Origin of the sequence: Paenibacillus sp. BIC5C1, from assembly GCF_032399705.1 — a bacterium.
GTDB classification, from domain to species: domain Bacteria; phylum Bacillota; class Bacilli; order Paenibacillales; family Paenibacillaceae; genus Paenibacillus; species Paenibacillus taichungensis_A.
In genome coordinates this window covers 636221-651264 of record NZ_CP135922.1, presented here as the reverse complement: position 1 = coordinate 651264, position 15044 = coordinate 636221, and the positions used below count along the sequence as shown (strand labels likewise).

15 protein-coding genes and 1 riboswitch are annotated in these 15044 nt (G+C 48.1%); of the genes, 5 read left to right on the top strand and 10 right to left on the bottom strand.

The genetic code is table 11. The features are described from left to right. Nucleotides 1-65 precede the first annotated feature (65 nt). From coxB to RS891_RS03080, 3 genes are all read right to left on the bottom strand, one after another. On the bottom strand, nucleotides 66-1118 hold the full coding sequence (gene coxB, locus RS891_RS03090; RefSeq protein WP_315794388.1) for a cytochrome c oxidase subunit II: 1053 nt from the start codon (nucleotides 1116-1118) through the stop codon (nucleotides 66-68). Nucleotides 1119-1698: 580 nt separating this feature from the next. Then, a complete protein-coding gene (gene map, locus RS891_RS03085; protein WP_315794387.1) occupies nucleotides 1699-2460 on the bottom strand; it encodes a type I methionyl aminopeptidase in 762 nt (253 codons plus the stop codon). A 233-nt stretch (nucleotides 2461-2693) separates the two neighbouring features. Beyond that, nucleotides 2694-2882 (bottom strand): hypothetical protein, encoded by a 189-nt coding sequence (locus RS891_RS03080; protein WP_017690840.1) that lies wholly within the window; start codon nucleotides 2880-2882, stop codon nucleotides 2694-2696. A gap of 397 nt (nucleotides 2883-3279) precedes the next feature. Between RS891_RS03080 and RS891_RS03075 the strand changes: the two genes are divergently transcribed. After that, a complete protein-coding gene (locus RS891_RS03075) occupies nucleotides 3280-3561 on the top strand; it encodes a transposase (protein ID WP_113055048.1) in 282 nt (93 codons plus the stop codon). Nucleotides 3562-3715: 154 nt separating this feature from the next. Then, entirely contained in the window at nucleotides 3716-4054 is a 339-nt protein-coding gene (locus RS891_RS03070) for a DUF4870 domain-containing protein (RefSeq protein WP_099858792.1), read from the top strand. Between the two features lie 149 nt (nucleotides 4055-4203). Here RS891_RS03070 and RS891_RS03065 read toward each other — a convergent pair whose 3' ends face one another. The 4 genes from RS891_RS03065 to RS891_RS03050 form a co-directional block, all read right to left on the bottom strand. Continuing rightward, entirely contained in the window at nucleotides 4204-5040 is an 837-nt protein-coding gene (locus tag RS891_RS03065; protein WP_315796124.1) for an IS3 family transposase, read from the bottom strand. A gap of 23 nt (nucleotides 5041-5063) precedes the next feature. Beyond that, nucleotides 5064-5384, bottom strand: coding sequence for a transposase (locus RS891_RS03060; RefSeq protein ID WP_315793342.1), 321 nt, complete (start codon nucleotides 5382-5384; stop codon nucleotides 5064-5066). A 292-nt stretch (nucleotides 5385-5676) separates the two neighbouring features. After that, nucleotides 5677-7038, bottom strand: coding sequence for a nucleobase:cation symporter-2 family protein (locus RS891_RS03055; protein WP_113055049.1), 1362 nt, complete (start codon nucleotides 7036-7038; stop codon nucleotides 5677-5679). A 1-nt stretch (nucleotide 7039) separates the two neighbouring features. Continuing rightward, nucleotides 7040-7627, bottom strand: a complete 588-nt coding sequence (locus RS891_RS03050; protein WP_063567892.1) for a xanthine phosphoribosyltransferase — start codon at nucleotides 7625-7627, stop codon at nucleotides 7040-7042. A gap of 301 nt (nucleotides 7628-7928) precedes the next feature. After that, nucleotides 7929-8028, bottom strand: a riboswitch (purine riboswitch). Between the two features lie 270 nt (nucleotides 8029-8298). On the opposite strand from RS891_RS03050, the gene mscL reads away from it, so the two are divergent. Beyond that, on the top strand, nucleotides 8299-8793 hold the full coding sequence (gene mscL / locus RS891_RS03045) for a large conductance mechanosensitive channel protein MscL (RefSeq protein WP_113055050.1): 495 nt from the start codon (nucleotides 8299-8301) through the stop codon (nucleotides 8791-8793). A gap of 286 nt (nucleotides 8794-9079) precedes the next feature. Here the strand turns inward: mscL and RS891_RS03040 are convergent, their stop codons facing one another. Then, the gene (locus tag RS891_RS03040) at nucleotides 9080-9382 is read right to left on the bottom strand and encodes a hypothetical protein (protein WP_076290555.1); all 303 of its coding nucleotides are present in this window, start codon (nucleotides 9380-9382) and stop codon (nucleotides 9080-9082) included. 79 nt (nucleotides 9383-9461) lie between these two features. Between RS891_RS03040 and RS891_RS03035 the strand changes: the two genes are divergently transcribed. Further along, nucleotides 9462-10145, top strand: a complete 684-nt coding sequence (locus RS891_RS03035; protein WP_315794386.1) for an NUDIX hydrolase — start codon at nucleotides 9462-9464, stop codon at nucleotides 10143-10145. Nucleotides 10146-10338: 193 nt separating this feature from the next. Here the strand turns inward: RS891_RS03035 and RS891_RS03030 are convergent, their stop codons facing one another. Beyond that, nucleotides 10339-11130: a TrmB family transcriptional regulator gene (locus RS891_RS03030; RefSeq protein ID WP_315794385.1), complete on the bottom strand. Its 792-nt coding sequence runs from the start codon at nucleotides 11128-11130 to the stop codon at nucleotides 10339-10341. Nucleotides 11131-11198: 68 nt separating this feature from the next. Further along, nucleotides 11199-11990 (bottom strand): zinc ribbon domain-containing protein, encoded by a 792-nt coding sequence (locus tag RS891_RS03025; protein WP_076290558.1) that lies wholly within the window; start codon nucleotides 11988-11990, stop codon nucleotides 11199-11201. Between the two features lie 348 nt (nucleotides 11991-12338). Here RS891_RS03025 and RS891_RS03020 point away from each other — a divergent pair, with 348 nt between their 5' ends. Then, the gene (locus RS891_RS03020) at nucleotides 12339-14996 is read left to right on the top strand and encodes a UvrD-helicase domain-containing protein (RefSeq protein ID WP_315796147.1); all 2658 of its coding nucleotides are present in this window, start codon (nucleotides 12339-12341) and stop codon (nucleotides 14994-14996) included. The last annotated feature ends 48 nt before the right edge of the window (nucleotides 14997-15044 follow it).

Here is a 15044-nt window from a genome sequence, read left to right as displayed (position 1 = left end):
CCTATACCGCTTGACGCTATGAGCATGAGCCAAGGTTGTGTACCCCCTTCTTCGTCCTTGCTGTTCTATTCATAGTCCAATTTGTAGTTGGCCAAATATTCGGCAATTCCGTCGATTTCTTCATCTGTGAGTCCAAGGTCTTTCGGATTGGGCATCGTATTGCCTGGCTTCACGGATTGTGGATCATGGAGCCATTCTTTCATGTTGTCCAGCACCGAATTACCGTCTTCCTGGCCTTCGCCCTGGTTCAGCAGAATACCTGCAACGGATTGCTTGCCACCGATACCTGTGAGGTTAGGCGCAACTGGCCCGCCCTGATCCCCAACTGCATGGCAAGAAAGGCAGTTCGTTTTGAACTTTTCAGCCAATTGGGTATCTTCCGGAAGTACTGCCGGAGCTTTCATTTCATTGACCCATTTGTCAAAGGATTCCTGACTGACCGCTTTTACCTTGAATTCCATGAAGGCATGTGATCTGCCGCATAATTCAGCACATTTTCCTCGGTAAACGCCTTCATTCGGCGCCGAGAAGCTGAACTTGTTAAGCGTTCCATCCGGGTTTGTGTCCATTTTACCCGCAAGTGACGGCACCCAGAAGGAGTGAAGCACGTCAGCGGTTTTCAATTCGAATGCGATTTTCTTTCCGGTCGGGATGATGAGATCTTGAGCGGTGGTTACGTCATATTGAGGATAAGTGAATTCCCACCAGTACTGATGCGAGGTGACTTTGACCTGAATTGCATTTTTGTCGTTGGACAGATCTTCGCCTTGGGCAAAAATCGTTTTTACCGTCGGTACTGCCAGAACGATAACAAGCAACAACGGAATGGCTGTCCATATTACTTCCAGCTTGAAATTACCTTCAACCTGTTCGGGCACTTCATTCTGCCCGGCTCGTCTGCGAAACCGGATCAACACATACGCAGCAATAGCAAATACAATGATGAGCACCACGATCATAATCGTAATGGACAGCTTCATCAGATCATATTGGCCTTGCGCCACAGGACCCTGAGGTTTCATTACCGACAAGTCTTCCCGCCCGCATGCGGATAGCAGCAAAGAGAACACCGCCAGCAAGGGGAGAATTCGCTTTGCAACCTGCCACTGTTTCATCATTGATCTACCCCACTTTTTTAACATTTTCGTAGATTGCCGTGGACGTCCGAAATAAACTCAATTTAACCCATTTCAGGACAATACACCGTAATCCTGTCCGACATACAGAATGCTTACAAAAATAACGCTTCCACCACTCCCGTCATTTCCTGCTAAGGGCATGTCTGCGCATTCTTCCAATTCATTCTATATGGTTCAATCACTTATTAAATATAAGTTGAGGGTATGATTTTGTCAATCTTTGGACACATGTTCACAAATTGTTCACTATATGTAAAAAACCGCACCACAACTTGATTTGTAACCGATTTCAGTTAAAAATATTACTCTCTACTTTTGAAAATTTTTGCCAAATTTCGGTGATGAAATTGATTTTTTTGCCGATATTTCTCACATTGAAAACATGCAGTATTATGCAAAAAAGAAAAGCATGCATCAGGTTGTCTCTCTTACAACTACTGGAAGCCGCAGTAAAGCCCCATACCGCTCCCTTTTAGAACCAAACGGCATGGAGCCTGACCTATGAACATCCCGGACACCATTAACGTACTATCTTACCAGCTTTCCATAGATACAGCGTTTAAGTACCGTCAGTTAGTATAAGAGGACCATCACTTGTTATGGCTATCGTATGCTCATACTGGACGCCCCAGCTTCCATCCACTGTTCTTACCGTCCAGCCATCCTCATCCCATACAACCGCTCCAGAGCTGCCTTTTGTAAATATGGGCTCAATGGTGATGACCATGCCTTCTGTCAGCATCATGCCAGTCCTGCGCTTCCCATAAGGGAGGACGTTTGGGGGTTCATGGATGTATTGACCAATCCCATGACCAATCAGAGGCTTCACAATCCCATAACGATACAGCCTTGCTGTCCGTTCAATCGCGTTACCGATGTCCCCCAGCGTATTTCCTGGCACAGCCTGTTCTATCGCCTTATGAAGCGCCCTTTCCGTTCGATTCATTAGTTTGCGTATGGACCTGCGTTGTTCACCGATCCCATACGTCCATGCAGAATCGGCAAGCCAGCCGTCTTTGTTCACCACCATATCAATAGTCACCACATCCCCTTCGGCCAGTTTCCGGTCATTAGGGAATCCGTGGCAAACCACCTCATTAACTGAAGCACATGTAGCATAAGGATAACCTTTGTACCCTTTTTGCTCAGGTGTAGCTCCTCTTTCAGCCAGAAAAGCCTCCACCCGTTCGTCAATATCTCCTGTCGTTACACCGGGGGCCAGCCACTTTTCAATATGCTCATGACAGCTTCGCAGAATTCGCCCCGCTTCCCGCATGTAGCCAATCTCTTCTTTTGTTTTCAAAATAGGGTCCACTTGCATTCATCCTTCCTGCCATATCTGTACTTCCATGTATATGCAGTAGGAACGAAACAAAGCCCCCAAAAAGTGTAGATAAAGGTTACCGCCTTATTGTGCTTACTTTAGATGAACGATGTAACCATTGGAAATATATACATATCATTTTCTACACAAAAAAAACCGTCTGCCGGAGCGTGATGCCCGGGAGACGGTTCTATTCATATCGGAACAGTATAATCAGAGTTGTGTGTGTTTCAGGACACGGAAGAATCCATCTTGACAAGCTCGTGCTCAACCACAGAAGTCAATTCTTCCTCGTATCCACCCGTAATCCGGTATTTTCTCACGTACTCCTTCACGAATTTTTTTGGATCTTTAGGACGGAAAATCCGAGTCATTTCCCTCAAACTTTCTTTGACCTCATTGTGACCTTTCGTTGCCATTGTAATTCCCTCCCAAAACGTTGAAAGTGAATGCTCCGTTTAGAGAATGCCGAATAAGTCTTAAATGCCATCCATGAAGTTGTGTGCGCGGCTCAAAGCAAGCTTTAGGTCGGGAACCCTTGCTTAAGCAAGTACCTGACACTATAAATACCCGATATGATTCGGAATGAATCATAATCTTATTGTAGCATATTCGGAAGTATCTTACGACTTGACGATTTTACCTAATATTTATAACGGTTTTTATGCCCAAAAAGTTTAATTCCGAATCATATGTTATAAATACGTTGCTTCTATACGGAATTAATATATCCAGCATAACACTGTACTATTCGGGGGATATTATCACGGACAACCCATACAGTTAAATTACTGGGATCTAAGGAGGCGTTGTTTCATGGCTGAGAAAGATAAAGAAATGCTGCCCCTTTCACATGAAAAGGTGGAAGTGGACGGAATATACACCAATGAGGCTGGACAAGAAGAACATCTGCATCGGGGACAACACTTCCCTGCCGATCCCGTTCTGGGCAAGACAGAATGGGAACTGACAGAATTCGCCTTTGACAACCATCACGAAGGTCGTACTGACGAGCGTTTGGTTCCTAAAGAGAATGACACCGATAAAATTGGCAAGACCACACATCCACGCAGACACTTTCAGCGTGGCGACCGTTAAGTTATATTAATGATGCATGAAAAGGGGCATGTTCCAAAGCAGCAAAAGGAACATGTCCCTTTTCATCCAGCAAAGATACATTTCGTCCCATCTGGTTCAGTTCTGTCCACCTCCCTCATAACCTAGTTAAAAAGGACAAAGGAGGCTGGACCGAATGTCCCCCATGAAATCATCAAGCGGTCTGGATGAAAATATTGCCGGCATGCTCTGTTATCTGTTCACTTTTGTAGGCGGAATCATCTTTCTGGCTGTAGAAAAACGCAGCCGATTCGTTCTGTTTCATGCACTTCAATCCGTCACGGTATTTGGCCTCATTATGGTCGGTCATGTGTTGTGTGCATTTCTCCCACTGTTTGGGCCACTGCTGGCATCGCTATTGTCCCTGCTTGGTGTGGTGGTCTGGCTTCTCATGGTGGTGACCAGTCTGCAAGGCAAATGGCTTAAGCTGCCGTGGGTCGGAGACTTTGCAGAGAAACAGATGCGGCATCTGTAAGATGTAACGTGTCTATAGGCTTCCTCCCAAAGTAATTCATCCTGTGAGTCTACATAATAATCCATCTTGTTTTCGGCAAAAAAAAGAAAAAACACCGGATCTCCTGCTCTCTATGGTCTTACCCCTGTCAAGTAGACAGATAAAAAAAGCTATGCTGCCAGTGCGCATCGATATTCAATCGGTGCGCGCTGTTTGAGTTTGGCTTGAAAGCGTCGGTAGTTGTAATTGTACATATAATCTTCCACGGCTTGTCGAATCTCTACTTCTGAATTACACTGGTTAAGGTACAGCTTCTCTGTCTTGAGATGCGAAAAGAAGGATTCGATGCATGCGTTATCTAGGCAGGTTGCTTTGCGAGAGTGGCTGCCCTTCACGCCGAATGCTTCTAATCGTGTGTTGTACGCCTGAGACGTGTATTGGAAGCCCTGATCCGAATGGAGCACGGCTTCTGAAACGTCTCTTTTTTGTGTCCATTGTTCCACCGTATCCAATACGAGCTGAACATCGTTCCGTTTAGACAACTGCCAAGCTACAATCTCATTGTTGAACAGGTCTTGAATCACGGACAGGTAAACAAATGTACTTCCATTCGGAATATAGGTAATATCCGTCACCATTTTTTGCTGGGGTGCTGTCGCATGAAACTGGCGCTTCAGGCGATTCGGATAAATCACAGATGGCGTATAGCTGGACTTCTTCCGCTTCTTACGAATTACCGATTGGATCGATAGTTCCCGCATGATTCGCCATACTTTCTTGTGATTAACGTTCAGACCAGCCTCCCACAACGCCGTTGTCATGCGAGGATAACCAAACTCTCGGTTTGCAAAATGAATAGCCATCATGTGTTCTTTGATCTCACGCTCACGGTCTTGTCTTGCGTCTCGCTGCGGCTGTGTTGCTCGCCATTTGTAGTAACTGGAACGGGGTATTCCTGTAATCGATAATAGGCGTGTAATGCCATGCGAGCAGCGCAATTCGTCTATGATATCGTAGTTCTCCCGTTGGCTCAGCGCTTCTCCTTTACTAGATTTGGATACCGCTTTTTTAAATAATCCACCTGTGCTTGAAGGTAATCCCGTTCTTCTTCTACACTGCTAAAGGCAGTACGAGGACGTCCTTTCATTGGATTCGGAACATTGTTTTTTCGCTCATCAAACACTTCCCCGTTTTTCCATTTTTTTACCCACACCTTCAGTTGTGAACAGTTTCGAATTCCTTCGCGATCAGCGACCACTTTGTAACTTGAAGAACCTTCGACATAGGATCTAACTGCATTCAATTTAAACTCTTCGGTATACGTCTGAAATGTTTGTCCTTTTTTGGCCATAAAAATATCCCCTCCAAGTGTCACTTGAACCCTCATGATAACATGAAGGTTTTTTTAAGTGTCTACTTAAAGGGGATAATACCACTAACGAGCAAGGTCTCCGGTGTTTCATTTATTTCATTTATTATGTCTTCAATAACGATTCACTGGATAGATGATTCATCCCCTGAATAGTTCAGGCTGTTTAACTTTTTTATTCACAACATTTATTATTCAATCCATGAGGAATTTAAAGTTAACATAATATACATGTTGAAGGTGTCGGGTAATAACAACGACGATGTAGTACTTTTTACGCCGACTTGCCGTTATCTCCAAGGATCACATCCGCTTGACGTTCAGCCATTTTGTCAGCCGTTGCTTGAGTACCCAGACCATTAAACAGCAAATTCATGAAAATGGCCGTAAAACTACCTGCAATGATTCCATTACCGAGCATAATCTGTGCCCAGTCCGGCGCACCTGCGAACAATTGAGGCACAACCGTTACACCCAGCCCCATGCCTACAGAGCAGGCGATGATGAACAGGTTCTCATGACGGTTCAGATCAACCTGGCTGCCCAGAATACGAATACCAGACGATACCACCATACCGAACAAAGCAACCATGGCCCCGCCAAGAACAGAACCTGGAACAAGCTGTGCCAATGCAGCAATTTTCGGTACAAAGCCGATGACCACAAGTAGTCCACCCGCTACAACGATTACATCACGCGTTTTGACACGAGTCATCTGTACAAGCCCTACGTTTTGTGAATAGGTCGTGTAAGGGAATGAGTTGAAGATACCACCCAGCACAATCGCCAAACCTTCTGCACGATAGCCACGGGCCAGATCTTTGGAAGACAAGTCTTTATCCAAGATTTTGCCGAGAGCCATAAATACACCAGTGGATTCAGCTACGCTGACAATCGCCACCAAAATCATAGTCAGAATCGGCACAATCTCAAACGTCGGCGTACCAAAGTAGAACGGCTGCACGACATGGAACCAGCTTGCTTCACGAATGGGGGCAAAGTTCACTTCACCCATAAGCCCTGCTGCCACTGTGCCCACGAGAAGGCCGATCAGCACCGAGATGGAACGAACGAATCCTGTCGTGAACCGTGTCATCAGAATGATGAACACCAATACACCGAATCCGAGCAGAAGATGAACCCCACTGCCAAAGTCCTCTGCGCCCTGACCGCCACCGAGATCGTTGAACGCAACCGGAATCAGGGTCAGACCAATAATGGTTACTACTGATCCAGTGACGACTGGCGGAAAGAGCCGAATCAATTTGCCAAAAATGCCCGAGAACAATACAACAAATATCCCTGACGCAATAATCGCACCATAAATGGCAGACACGCCGCTCTTCATCCCAATTAAGATCATCGGTGATACAGCCTGGAATGCACAACCAAGCATGACGGGCAGCCCCACTCCGAAGAAACGATTGCCCCATACCTGAAGCAGTGTTGCCACACCACAGGCGAGCAGGTCAATCGCAATCAGATAAGTCAACTGCTCCGTTGTAAAACCAAGGGCCTTGCTTACAATAATCGGTACAACGACAGCTCCTGCATACATCGCCAGCACGTGCTGAAGACCAAGCGAGAACGTTTTGATCGGATGCCGATGCCGCTGAAAAATACGTTCGCGTGCCATATTAGATCGTGACCTCCTCGTCCGCAAACGTAACTTTTCCGTCTGATAACGCCCCGATGCGAACCAGCGATTCCACACGGTATCCTGCTTCTTTCAGCAAGCGGCCTCCTGGTTGGAACGCCTTTTCAATCACGATGCCAATACCCACTACTTCCGCGCCTACCTGCTCTACAATGCGAGCCAGACCAAATGCCGCCTCGCCATTGGCTAGAAAGTCATCAATAATCAGTACACGGTCACCAGGCTGCATGAACTTCTTCGCAACTGTAATTTCATTGGTCTCCTGCTTGGTAAAGGAGTACACCTTCTCCACCAAAATATCTTCCGTGAGCGTAAGTGACTTCTGCTTCCGTGCAAAAATAAGCGGAACGTTGAGTTCCAGCGCAGTCATGATGCCTGGTGCGATCCCTGAGGATTCAATCGTCAGTACACGCGTGATGTTCTCCCCTTCAAAACGGCGGATGAACTCCTTGCCCACTTCCTTCATCAGAACCGGGTCCATCTGGTGGTTCAGGAATGAATCCACTTTGAGTACCTGCTCGGACAGGACAATGCCTTCCTGTATTACCTTGTCTTTTAACAATTGCATCGTAATTCTTCCCCCTGTGCGCCCTCCCGTACAGAAGCCTGCATGACCTCGATCCCCGCTGTAAAAAAACAAAAAGCCCGCCTTTTTACACGCTGCGGAAGAACCGGAGACGGGAAAAGACGGACTTGTACATATGTGGACAAGCCGCATGGATACTGCAAGTATAATGTAATGGAAGAGCATGATAACAGGATAACTCAGAGCAAACCTCAAACTCCCTATTCAAGAAGGGATATGAAGCTACCTGAACATCCTTTTTCAGACACAATGTCCGATAATCATCTCTCTCCATACCTTAACAACGTTGCAGGATCTTTCCCGTAGTCCGATCATTCCGGTGATCGGGTAGAAACATGCAGGCCTATTCCTGCACATATACGAGTCGGCATATTAAATTTTTAAAGCTCCATGATTCGTTACAATGTATGATCGCGAACCTGAATATAAAAGTATGAACGGAACTGATAATGTTAGAAGTATACCGAATCGGCGGCGTGAAATAAAGAAGTATTTTCATGGAAGTTGCGGAAACTTGTCTTAATTTGCATTAAAGGGATGATTGCTGCGGTATTTTTATGTACAATATGAGAACGGAAGCGCGTGTCCGAACGGAGAATCGATGGAAACGCCGCCTGTATTATGAATTTATTAGGTAAAGGAGATTTGCAGACATGAAAGGCGTACTAAAGGAATTTAAAGAATTTGCTGTACGTGGCAACGTCATTGATCTGGCGGTCGGTGTTATTATCGGGGCTGCTTTTGGTAAAATTGTCACGTCCCTCGTGAATGATATTATCATGCCACCGGTAGGTAAACTGCTTGGAGGCATTGATTTCAGTCAGAAGATCATTAATTTGGATCGGGATATGAAAACAGCCAGTGGACAGGAGATCACAACTCTTGCTCAAGCCAATGAGGCTGGCGCTACGGTGATTGCCTATGGGCAGTTTATCAACGTGATGATTGATTTTCTCATCGTCGCTTTCTGTATTTTCATGTTGGTGAAGGGTATCAATTACATCAAAAGCAAAGAACACAAAAAGCCCGAGCCGCAAAAAACGACCAAGGCTTGCAAATACTGTCTGTCCGAAATTCCGGCTGCAGCTACTCGCTGTTCGCACTGTACTTCACAGCTGGAAGCAGAAGGTAGCGGAGCAACAGCTTAATCGATTCCATGCTTCAAGTTCATCATAATTTAAAGTGTACCCAAACTCTGTATAGAGAACAGTAGCGGATAATTGTGAATATATAAAGGTTTATGTAAAAGAACTCCTGCTCGATCTGTCCGTCATGCTTCTTCATCCGTGTTGTTGCAATCCCGCACGGGGCGGGTGGAATCAAATCGGCTCCCACATGAAAGGTCTCACCGTAAAGGTGGGGCCTTTCTTTATCTCACAAGCAGGGTATGTTGCTCTACTGTCATTGTTATCTCACGCTCACCATGCTTACAAACTAGAATCGACGCGGCAACAAGTGTTCCAAAATCGACTTCAAATCCCGATCTTCCTTATAAACCTCTTCCCCGGTATCAAGCTCTGTTACCCGGATATAATCAAAATTCATCGACGCATCCACAGGTTTGAACAACAATTGGCTCTCGTCTTCCAAACGTACGTTGAATCCCATATCCTTAAACATCGTGGTTAGCTGGCTATTCGCCGGTTCCTGACCCTGTCCAACAAATATAAGACCTCTCAGACTTTTACGTTCCTGAGGTTGCGGATAAATGACCTGAAAGTGTACAATGCATTCCATAAGATGGTTCCCCTTTCGTTTAAAACATACTTTGTGAAATTTTGAACTTTAAAACTTGCTATATAAGGAGATACGTATCATGACCCCAGAACGTTTCGACATTTACGACGATCAGCAAAATTGGATAGGTACAGAGCTGCGCAGCGTGGTCCATGCCAAGGGATTCTGGCACTGTTCATTCCACTGCTGGATCGTGCGAGACGAAGGCTCACAGCGGTTGGTTCTATTTCAACGAAGACGGGATATCAAGGATACCTTCCCCGGATGTTACGACATTACCGCAGCAGGACACCTCACAGCTGGCGAACAGCTGCATGAAGCCAGTCGTGAGCTCGAGGAAGAACTCGGGGTACAAGCGCCTTTTGAAACGCTGACCTACCTGTTGACGGCAAGACAGCAACTTGAAGGGCAGGTTCGTGGTGTACCTTTTATCGATCGGGAATTCAGCTCTGTTTTTGGACTGTGCTTGAACCAGCCTCTCGAAGCCTATACCTTGCAGGCAAGCGAAGTCGACAGCCTCTACGAAGTGCCTTTGGATGGCCTGATTGCCTTGTTCCGTGGCGAAATCCATGTGATTCAAGCCGCAGGTGTGCAAGCCGCTCAGCCAGCGTCCGACCCAGCGGATCAGGCAAATAGTAATTCTGTTCCTCTCCCCGTTCAAACACGTCACATGCGCGAGATTAGAGCAGCCGAGTTCGTGCCACACGGTACGGAATATTATATTGATGTACTTGAAGCGTTAGTTCACTTGCCCAAAAACTAACCAATTTGCCTAGGATAAAGTTACGTTCATAGCTTCATTTTCTCAAAAATAGCATGAATTCATACCCTATTACATTAGCTCAACAGGGAACATTTGCTGTGATGAACATCACTGCTTCTGTTAACTAACATGAAGAGGCGTCTGCCTCATGGCAACGCCTGCTTCCTTTAAGCATGTATTTTGGAGTTCATACTCACTCTGAAGGTACTGACCAATAACGTGCCGAGAGGTTTTGGTATCGAGGCCCGTACCGTGACTCCAGTTCCTCCCCCATGTCCTGCTCCAGTTCATACAACACCAATTCCTGAGCAAAATGATTCAACAGCAGTCCGGTCATGACCGGATGTTCTGTTACCATCGCTTGAGTGGCGCAAGATTCCCCGCGCATCCCTAACATGCACCAACGACGATCTACCACTAAAGAGAACTTTCGGCCATTACCTGCTCCGTATGAAGGCAAACCAGGCCAAGGAGCGGGCTGATCCATAATCCCCTCTCCACCATCACATGACCATAACAGGCGCACGCCTCTGTCTTCAGCACGCTGCAAGTCGGCACGCAACAATTCCGCTTCCTCACGCCACACGTCCACCACAATCTCATGTTTGGACTCAGCCAGTTCACGGCTTAGATTCTCAAATACATTTTTGTCGCCTTCAATGTTGTAAAAGACCGGCTTCTCCGGCTCATGCTGCGGCATGCTGCTCTGCACATATTCAAGAGATGCACGCATCTGACCGGAGATCATGCTTGTCATCTCCTCAGGCTTCAAGACACTGTATTTCGCAGGCTCGCCTGCGCTGCAACGCAGGAATCCCCGCTGTTCCAGCCGTTGCAGGGTGGCATATACATTGGAACGGGACACACCCAGCCTTTTTGCAACCTCATATCCCGAGGCCGAGCCTTGACGAGCGAGTTCCACCATAATTTTAGATTCCATCTCGGTAAACCCCAGATGACGCAAATGATGCAGCAGTTGGTCCATATTCCCGTCCCCCCATGCTGTAAGCAACCAGCACTGCCACACAATGATACGGCAGCGCATCTACTGCATCAGATCTGTTCTGCTCCGCAGCGTGGGCACCATTTCGAACCTTTAGGCAGCTCTGCTGCACAAATCTGACAATTCACCATTTCGCGCGGCACTTCGGTCTGTACGTCCACCGTATTCACGATCGGATTATTTTCTTTCCAGTACCGAATACGCTCATCCAGTTCCTGCTGGCGCTCACGCTCCCGTTGCATTTCTTCATCCCGACGACGTTCCCACTCGGCATCGAATGCTTCCTTTTCCTCTTGAGTAAATTCCGTACTGTTATACTCGGATTCGGTCTCCAGGTCCGCAATGGACGGAATTACTGTGTGATACGGCTCAGCTTCCTCCAGTTCCTCTTCAACTGGCGCATCATAGATTGGTCGCTCCGGGCTTTGGGCCACGGCTGCTTCCTGTCTCGCAGGGTTTGTCGCCCCTACAGATGCTGCTGCGGGTTTGAATTCACCCAGCTTGCGTCCGCATTTCGGACAGAAGTTGGCATCCAGTGAAGCGACGTGACCACACTCGCATAAGCGCTCATTTTTGAGTTGTGCAATCTTGTTGCGCAGTCCATCGATCTCATCCTGCAATTCATCGCACAGCCCCGATAGATCCACCATCTCTTTTTCGGCACGCGTCATGTCCTGTGCGCGATAACCTTCATAGAAGATACGACCCATATCTGTAAAATGGACTTCCTGTTCCTGCTGCAAGCCCACAATCTGATTATTTATTTTTCCGATTTCAACGGCGTGCTGGGCACGCTCTGTTGCTTTGTTTGCTCCGTTCTTAATCCGTTGAAGCAGTTTCATGACTTCTCCTCCTCTGTCCCGTCAGAAGTTGAATCTTTTGATTCAACACCCATTTGTTCCAAAACTCATTTTCATTTGATTTTTTTATAGTATATAACTTATACGATATCATGCCAAAAAGTTGCGAAATCTCGCGTGAATGCCCGTTTTCTGCCGATGCTGGATGAATTCGGGGGCTTTCGTCAGGACCATACGTTCGGGTATAATGAAGCTTTGGCCCTGCTGATCCGCCTAATTGGGCGGTTATCCCTATCATACCAATTTACAATGCGATTGTGAAAAGGGCAAATGAATTACTTTTAAGCCGGGATAGTCCTATCCCTGAATGCATATAGAGGTGGATGAATGATGTTAAGTCCGAACTCAACGTTTTACCCCCGTCCGCTCGGGGTTACCCCGGCAGCATCCCTGCCCCAGTCCCCTTCAGCTCCGCTGGAGACCAGTAGGCAGCTCGTGGCCAGCGATGAACGGGATGCGCCTTATTTCCGCTCTCTGGAAGAGGTAGGCATCCGTCTGAACGGACCCCAAATCTCAGCGGTTCGCCACGGCAAAGGACCCCTGCTGACTCTCGCAGGAGCTGGCTGCGGCAAAACAACCGTACTGGCTGCACGTGCCGGCTACCTGATGGAGGTTAGTGGTGCTCACGCGGGAAGCATCCTGCTGGTGACGTTCACGAACAAAGCTGCCACGGAGATGAAGGACCGCATTGCATCGCTGCCTGGTATTCGTCCCGCAGCCGCACGAGCGGTGCAGGCCCGTACATTCCACTCGTTTGCGCTGACGCTGCTGCGTCATTACGGCGTGCAGGAGGAAATTTTTGGTGAGTCCCGTGCGCAGCATACGGTGCTTAAGATGCTTCTGCGTCAGAGTGGCATGAGTGAGGCTTTTCAGCCTGAGAGTCTGCTGGCTATGCTGTCCGCTTGGAAAATGCAAGGCTCAGAGACGAGCGATCTTCCCGAGAAATCACAGGAGGAACGGGATGCCAAACGTGTTCTCCTTGGTTATGAAGCCTGGAAACGGGATCGCAACAAAATGGATTTTGATGATATTTTGCTGCGAGCTGCCGCTCTGCTTCGTGATCCTGCTGTACTGGGGCCGCTTCAGCAGCGTTTTCAGTACATCATGGTCGATGAGTTCCAGGATACGAACAGTCTGCAATATGAAATTGTACAAAAACTGGCTGCCGCCCATCGCAACCTGATGGTTGTGGGAGACGATGACCAGACGATCTATACGTTTAATGGGGCACGGCAGGAATCCATTTTGGAATTCGATAAAGTTTACCCCGGTGCACGCATCGTGACGCTGGATATCAACTACCGCAGCGATGCGCGTATCCTGGGACTGGGCAGTGAATTGGTCGCCAGGAACAAGCGAAGACGTGACAAGCGGCTGCGCGCAGCCGGACATCGTGGAGATGCCCCCCGGTTCGCAACCCCCTCCAATGCCGAGGAAGAAGCAGCTTGGGTTGTTAACCAGTTGTGTCAGCAAGTCGAGGAAGGTCTGCATACGTATCGGGATATCGCGATACTGCACCGGACTGCCAGCAGCAGTCGGGCAATATTTGAGCAGCTTGTGTTGAAAGATGTGCCGTTTGTACAACACGGCGCTTCTCCGGTCTTCTACGACCAGTCACTGATTCGACCGCTGATGGATCATATGCGCTTGTCCCTGAATCCACGTGCTGTAGATGCTCTGCCGAGTGCACTTGGGCCTCTCTATGTTTCCCGCGATGCAGGACTGGAGTGGATTCAACGCAGTGAAGAGCAGCAAGCGAAGAAATATCCGCTCATTCATCTCGCCAAATGGGACAAGCTAAAGCCTTTTCAACAGGAGCAGGTCAAGGAACGCATCAAGCTGATCAAATCACTGACAAAGCTGAAACCGGTGATCGCGATCCAGGAGATGCGCCGCCAGTTTTACGACAAGTATATGGAAAGCGGTGATCCCAGCATCTTTACCCATTATAAGGAAACGATGCTGGAGACACTGGACGAATTTGAGGCTGCGGCCAAAAAATTCGAGACCGTTGAAGAGTTCATCCAATTCGCCGATGAACTATCCCGCAGACACCGCGAGATGGAATCACTGCGCCGTTCACAGGACAGCGATGCAGTCCAACTAATGACGATTCACAGGGCCAAGGGACTTGAATTCCCATGTGTATACTGGATCGGGGCCAGCGAAGGAATCGTGCCTCACAACACGGCACTGCGGCAGGATATCCCTGAAGACCAGAAGGCTGCTCTTACGGTGCAGCAGACTGATGCCGAACTCGACATGGCACTGGAAGAAGAGCGAAGACTCGCCTATGTCGCAATCACGCGGGCCAAACAGTATTTATACGTCACTTCTCCCGCCAGTCATCACGGAAAACCGGCGGACGTTTCCCGCTTTCTGCTGGAGGCCTTCGGCATGGAGGTACCGGACAAACGCAAAATACGCGAGGATGGCCCGACTGGCAATCACGCGTCATATGGCAGCGGTAGCAGCAACTGGAAGGGTAACGGGAACACGAATGGTAAAGCTAACGGCAATGAAAGTAGAAATGGAAATGTAGCATACGCCCGTTCAGGTTCGCGGCCGCAGGGACGGGATGCAGTGAGTCCAGTTCAGCGTGGTGCAGATCAGCGCAGCGCAATCCGTCAAAGTGATCGGCGTGATTTTGAAGTACTCGATGAACGAGAAGAAGATCGTCTCGGTGAGCGGCGCGGCAGCGGGGTGATTCGCAATCACACGGCGTTCAGCACCACGGGTATAAGTCAGACCACTTCGTCCTCCAGCAGTTCGGGGTCCCATTCTTCGGGTGCAGAACGTACAGAGACCGTAGCGATCTGGAAGTGCAGTTCTTCCACCTGTAAAGCATGGCTTCGTCAGAAACCGGATGGTGCTTCTGCCAAGTCATCCAAAAAGGCGACCTCTGGTCCTCCACCCTGCCCGCTATGTTCAGGCACCATGGAGGCCGGTACCCGAAAGGTTCCAGTAACTAGCCGGTTCGGAAGGTAACAAGCAAGTATAGCCAATGCACATTATATGACGTTCAGAGGAAGAGCT

Bases quoted from the DNA above. Each gene is read 5' to 3' on its own strand.
- coxB (WP_315794388.1), bottom strand. From the start codon at position 1,118: ATGATGAAACAGTGGCAGGTTGCAAAGCGAATTCTCCCCTTGCTGGCG.
- map (WP_315794387.1), bottom strand. From the start codon at position 2,460: ATGCAAGTGGACCCTATTTTGAAAACAAAAGAAGAGATTGGCTACATG.
- RS891_RS03080 (WP_017690840.1), bottom strand. From the start codon at position 2,882: ATGGCAACGAAAGGTCACAATGAGGTCAAAGAAAGTTTGAGGGAAATG.
- RS891_RS03075 (WP_113055048.1), top strand. From the start codon at position 3,280: ATGGCTGAGAAAGATAAAGAAATGCTGCCCCTTTCACATGAAAAGGTG.
- RS891_RS03070 (WP_099858792.1), top strand. From the start codon at position 3,716: ATGTCCCCCATGAAATCATCAAGCGGTCTGGATGAAAATATTGCCGGC.
- RS891_RS03060 (WP_315793342.1), bottom strand. From the start codon at position 5,384: ATGGCCAAAAAAGGACAAACATTTCAGACGTATACCGAAGAGTTTAAA.
- RS891_RS03055 (WP_113055049.1), bottom strand. From the start codon at position 7,038: ATGGCACGCGAACGTATTTTTCAGCGGCATCGGCATCCGATCAAAACG.
- RS891_RS03050 (WP_063567892.1), bottom strand. From the start codon at position 7,627: ATGCAATTGTTAAAAGACAAGGTAATACAGGAAGGCATTGTCCTGTCC.
- mscL (WP_113055050.1), top strand. From the start codon at position 8,299: ATGAAAGGCGTACTAAAGGAATTTAAAGAATTTGCTGTACGTGGCAAC.
- RS891_RS03040 (WP_076290555.1), bottom strand. From the start codon at position 9,382: ATGGAATGCATTGTACACTTTCAGGTCATTTATCCGCAACCTCAGGAA.
- RS891_RS03035 (WP_315794386.1), top strand. From the start codon at position 9,462: ATGACCCCAGAACGTTTCGACATTTACGACGATCAGCAAAATTGGATA.
- RS891_RS03030 (WP_315794385.1), bottom strand. From the start codon at position 11,130: ATGGACCAACTGCTGCATCATTTGCGTCATCTGGGGTTTACCGAGATG.
- RS891_RS03025 (WP_076290558.1), bottom strand. From the start codon at position 11,990: ATGAAACTGCTTCAACGGATTAAGAACGGAGCAAACAAAGCAACAGAG.
- RS891_RS03020 (WP_315796147.1), top strand. From the start codon at position 12,339: ATGTTAAGTCCGAACTCAACGTTTTACCCCCGTCCGCTCGGGGTTACC.